Genomic DNA, 5,085 nt, shown 5'->3' with positions numbered 1-5,085 from the left:
GTATGTTTAAGTGCTCTGTGACAAACTCCCATCCCCATCTTATAGATTCTCTCTTGAAGTAATCTCCAAATGAGAAGTTTCCTAACATCTCAAAGAAAGTACCATGTCTAGCAGTCTTTCCTACATTTTCTATATCTCCCGTTCTTATACACTTTTGACAAGTAGTCATTCTCTTGCTTGGTGGCACTTCTACTCCTGCAAAGTAGTTTTTAAGTGGAGCCATACCTGAGTTTATAAGCAATAAACTCTTATCATTGTGTGGTACTAAAGAAGCACTTTCTTTAATGTAATGTTCTTTAGATTCGAAAAAGTTTAAAAATTTACTTCTTATTTCATTTAATCCCATTTTTTGCATTTTTGTTTCCTCCTACATTGTATATTTTATAATAATTATTTTTATTTATATAATAACTAATTGCCTCTAAATTAGTTATTAAAATTTAAAAACCCCGCGCCTATAAAAAACTTATAGGGGCGAGGATTATATTCGCGGTACCACCCTAATTATCATAATAAATTATGACATCTTCGGAAAACCTTAGTTATAACGGAACTACCGTCAACCTCTACTAAAATTTCAAGGTTGATACTCAAAGACTGCTTCAACTATTTTATTCTAAGGGATTCCACCACTTCCCTCTCTCTGTAAGACATCAAATAATTTACTACTTCTTATCACAGTATTTAAAATCAATTTAATTTTACATTTGATTATATATATGTTATATTACTAAATTTTACATAATTAATCAATACCTAATCTATTATTCCTCCACCAATTACAACATCGTTGTCATACATTACAACAGATTGACCTTTAGTTATAGCTCTTTGTGGATCATCAAATACTATTTTTATAGAATTTTCTCCATTTTTATATACTGTAGCTGGAGACGGTTTTGCCGAATATCTTATTTTAGCTTGTACTCTTATAGGCTCAGTTATATCATCAAATGGTATAAAATTAACCTCCTTAGCTATAAGTTCTTTGTTGAATATTTCTTCATTATCTCCTAATACTACTGTATTTTTCTTAGGATCTATATCAACAACAAACATAGGCTTTCCAAATGCTATTCCTAGACCTTTTCTTTGACCTATAGTATAATTTATTATTCCATTGTGTTTTCCTAAAACATTACCCTTAGTATCTACAAAATAACCTTCTTCAATTCTTTTTTTAGAATGTTTTTTCACATATCCAGCATAATCATTATCTTTTACGAAACATATTTCTTGACTATCTGGTTTATTGTGAACATCCATTCCCATTTCTTTTGCTATTTCTCTTACTCTATCTTTTTCAAAATTTCCTATAGGAAGTAAAGTATGTTCTAATTGCTCTTGAGTTAAATTATAAAGCGCATAAGTTTGGTCCTTTTTATCCGTAATTGATTTTTTAAGTAAAAATCTCCCACTCTCTTCATCTTTTTCTATTTTTGCATAATGCCCTGTAGCTACATAATCACATCCTATTTGACGAGCTTTTTTAAAGAAGTCATCAAATTTTATATGCTTATTGCAAGCTATACATGGATTAGGTGTTCTTCCATTTAAATATTCATCTATAAAAGGTTCTATTACCTTTTCTTTAAATACTTCACTAAAGTTTAATACATAAAAAGGTATACCTATACTGTCTGCTACTTTTCTTGCATCTTCAACAGCAGCTAATGAACAGCACCCACCTTCATTTTCTATTAATTCATCATCATCATCTTGCCATAATTTCATAGTTACACCTATCACATCATATCCTTGTTGTTTTAAAAGATATGCTGCAACTGAACTATCTACTCCACCACTCATACCTATCATTACTCTTTTTTTCATGTCATCACCTCATTCTTTATATTATATATATTTTGCATTATTTTTAAAAGTATAAACTTAAATACTGTTTATAAAATTTGTCAATATAGTTATCATAAAAAATATCCCTTTTAAGGTTATATACTTAAAAGGGATATTTTATTTAAATTAAATTGTTAAATATATTTTTAAGCTTCTTGTTCCTCTATATCATGGTGATGATCATGATCATGATCTATAACTACACCATCTAATTCTGGTATATGAATATTGTGCTTCTCAGCATAATCTATTAGTGCTGCTTTTATAGCTTGTTCTGCAAGCACTGAACAATGCATTTTTACTGGTGGTAATCCATCTAAAGCTTCTGCAACTGCTTTGTTAGTTACAGCTAATGCTTCATGTATAGTTTTTCCTTTTACCATTTCAGTAGCCATTGATGAACTTGCTATTGCTGATCCACATCCAAATGTTTTGAACTTAACGTCTTTTATTATATCTTCCTCTATATCAAGGTATATTCTCATTATATCTCCACATTTAGCGTTTCCAACTTCACCTATTCCACTTGCATTATCTATTTCTCCAACATTTTTTGGATTCATAAAATGTTCCATAACTTTATCACTATATTGCATCTTTACGTCCTCCCTGATTATCTTTATTTAGTAGCCGTCTTTTTATTATTTATCTTCTTTATTTTTTATAACTTGGTCATAAAGAGGAGACATACTTCTTAATCTCTCTATAACTGCTGGTAATTTTTCTATTATATAATCTATATCTTCTTCTGTTGTAAAATCTCCTATTGTAAGCCTTAATGAACCATGTGCTATTTCATGAGGTAGCCCTATAGCCATAAGAACATGTGATGGATCTAATGATCCTGAAGTACATGCTGATCCACTTGATGCAGCTATACCTAACATATCTAACATTAGAAGTATTCCTTCTCCTTCTATAAATTCAAACGAGAAGTTTACGTTTCCTGGTAATCTATCTTCTATACTACCATTCACTCTTGTATATGGTATTTTCTCTAATATTTCCTTTATTAATTTCGCTCTTAAAGTTGTAAGCGTATTTATATGATTTTGCATATTATCTTTAGCTAACTGTGCAGCTTTTCCATATCCAACTATTGATGGTATATTTTCAGTCCCTGCTCTTCTTCTTCTTTCTTGCGCTCCACCATGAACAAATGTATGAAGCTTAGTTCCTGTTTTTATATATAAAGCACCTATTCCTTTAGGTCCATATATTTTATGTGAAGACATACTCATTAAATCTACATTTAATTCTTTAACATCTATTGATATGTTTCCTGCAGCTTGAACTGCATCTGTGTGGAATAATACATTATGCTTTTTAGCTATTTCACCTATTTCTTTTATAGGTTGTATTGTTCCTATTTCATTATTAGCAAACATTATACTTATTAATATTGTAGTATCTTTTATCGCAGCTTCTAATTCATCTAACTTTACTTTACCTTCTGAATCAACATCTAAATAAGTTACTTCAAATCCATGATGTTTTTCTAAATATTCACATGTATGAAGTATACCATGGTGTTCTATTTTTGATGTTATTATGTGGTTACCTTTTTCTCTATGTGCATAAGCTACACCTTCTAATGCCCAGTTATCACTTTCTGTTCCACCTGCTGTAAAGTATATTTCACTTGGTTTTGCATTTACAAGGTTTGCTACTTGATCTCTAGCTTTATCTAAAGCACTCTTTGCTTCTCTACCAAATGTATGAAAACTAGATGCGTTTCCAAAATAATCTGTTAAATATGGCATCATTTCCTCTAGTACTTCTTTTTTAACAGGAGTTGTCGCAGAATAATCCATATATAATCTTCTTTTTTCCATTTTTATTCGTCCCCTATCTGTTTTATAATTAAATTAGTTATATCATTTTCTAGTTTATTTTTATTGTAATCATTTATCATGTCTTGAAGAGTAATTGAATGTATAACTTCTTCTATACCCTTTTTCATTTTTTCCCAAACTACTTTTGTTACACATACATTTGAATTTTCACATATATCTTCATCTAATACGCAATCCGATAAAGATACTGGACCCTCTAATACTGTTAGTATATCTCCTACAGTTATGTTTTCTGGGTCTTTACCTAATAAATACCCACCTTGAGCACCTCTTACACTTTTTACTAGCCCAGATTTTTTCAAAGATGAAAATATTTGTTCTAAATATTGATCCGATATACTTTGTTTTTTAGCAATATATTTTAAGGGTACAGGACCATTATCTTGATTTAATGACAGTTCAAACATAGCCTTAAGTCCATACCTACCTTTAGTCGATAGTTTCATATTTTATCACCCTTTACTTTGAAATCTAATCCTTACCATTTTAGTAGGAATTATCTTCAATATCATTTTATTATATCCTAGTATTATTGTCAACATTAAATTCATACTATTTTACTAGGAATTAATTTCTTGAGTTTTAGACCTTGGTAGTTTGATTTTCTTATAATTAAAAACCATCTAAAATAAATTTATTTTAGATAGTTTTTTTATATTAAAGAGCTGATGCTCCTAGAATTCCTGCATCATTTTTAAATTTAGCTATTACTATTTCTCCAATATTACCTTCTTTAAATGGAAGATGTTGTTTCACTTGTTGTGTTAATCCTTCTAGCATTATATCACTAGCATTTGAAACTCCTCCACCTATAGATATAACTTGTGGATCTATAAAGTTTACAATATTAGCAAGTCCCATTGCTAAGTACTTTTTAAATCTATTAACAACCTCTATAGCCACTTCATCACTTTCTTTATATGCGTCAAATACCATTTTGGCAGTTATATTATTCATATCGTTTTCAGCTTTTTCCATTATAATAGTTTTTCTTCCTTCTTGCACTAACTTTTGGGCATACTTTATTATTGCTGTAGCCGAACAGAAAGTTTCAAAACATCCATTATTTCCACAGTTACAATTAAAGTAATTACTAGATATCATCATATGCCCTATCTCTGCACCGATTCCATTAGCTCCTGTTATAAGTTTCCCATTTATAACTATTCCTCCACCTATACCAGTTCCTAACGTTATCATCACACCACTATCATAACCTTTCATACTACCATATGAATATTCTGCAAGAGCAGCTACATTTGCATCATTACCTATTGAAATTTTTATTCCTTCAAATTGTTTTTCTAAAATAGGAGCTATTAATGAATTTTTTAAACCTAAATTTACACATGTTACTGCTCCATTATTAGTAACA

General features: G+C 29.8%; 6 protein-coding genes and 1 other annotated feature. All 6 genes read right to left on the bottom strand.

Features of this window, described 5'->3' with window-relative positions:
* Positions 1-355: alanine--tRNA ligase-related protein (locus VLM92_RS11165; protein ID WP_325276424.1), on the bottom strand; the 355-nt coding region annotated here is incomplete at its 3' end.
* Between the two features lie 112 nt (positions 356-467).
* Positions 468-688: a binding site (T-box leader), on the bottom strand.
* Between the two features lie 68 nt (positions 689-756).
* A complete protein-coding gene (gene mnmA, locus VLM92_RS11160) occupies positions 757-1,833 on the bottom strand; it encodes a tRNA 2-thiouridine(34) synthase MnmA (RefSeq protein WP_325276423.1) in 1,077 nt (358 codons plus the stop codon).
* Between the two features lie 167 nt (positions 1,834-2,000).
* Complete coding sequence (nifU, locus tag VLM92_RS11155; protein ID WP_325276422.1) at positions 2,001-2,450, bottom strand: Fe-S cluster assembly scaffold protein NifU; 450 nt, start codon at positions 2,448-2,450, stop codon at positions 2,001-2,003.
* A 45-nt stretch (positions 2,451-2,495) separates the two neighbouring features.
* Entirely contained in the window at positions 2,496-3,689 is a 1,194-nt protein-coding gene (gene nifS, locus VLM92_RS11150) for a cysteine desulfurase NifS (protein ID WP_325276421.1), read from the bottom strand.
* Between the two features lie 2 nt (positions 3,690-3,691).
* Positions 3,692-4,156 carry an Rrf2 family transcriptional regulator gene (locus VLM92_RS11145; protein WP_325276420.1) on the bottom strand — a complete coding sequence of 155 codons (465 nt, stop codon included), beginning with the start codon at positions 4,154-4,156 and terminating at the stop codon, positions 3,692-3,694.
* A 211-nt stretch (positions 4,157-4,367) separates the two neighbouring features.
* Positions 4,368-5,085, bottom strand: a 718-nt coding sequence (locus VLM92_RS11140) for an ROK family protein (protein ID WP_325276419.1), incomplete at its 5' end; no start/stop codon positions are given.

The sequence above is a fragment of the Romboutsia sp. genome (genome assembly GCF_035470145.1).
Lineage (GTDB): Bacteria > Bacillota > Clostridia > Peptostreptococcales > Peptostreptococcaceae > Romboutsia_D.
Note: the sequence above shows the minus strand (reverse complement) of the source record. Positions and strands in the feature narration are given on the sequence as shown.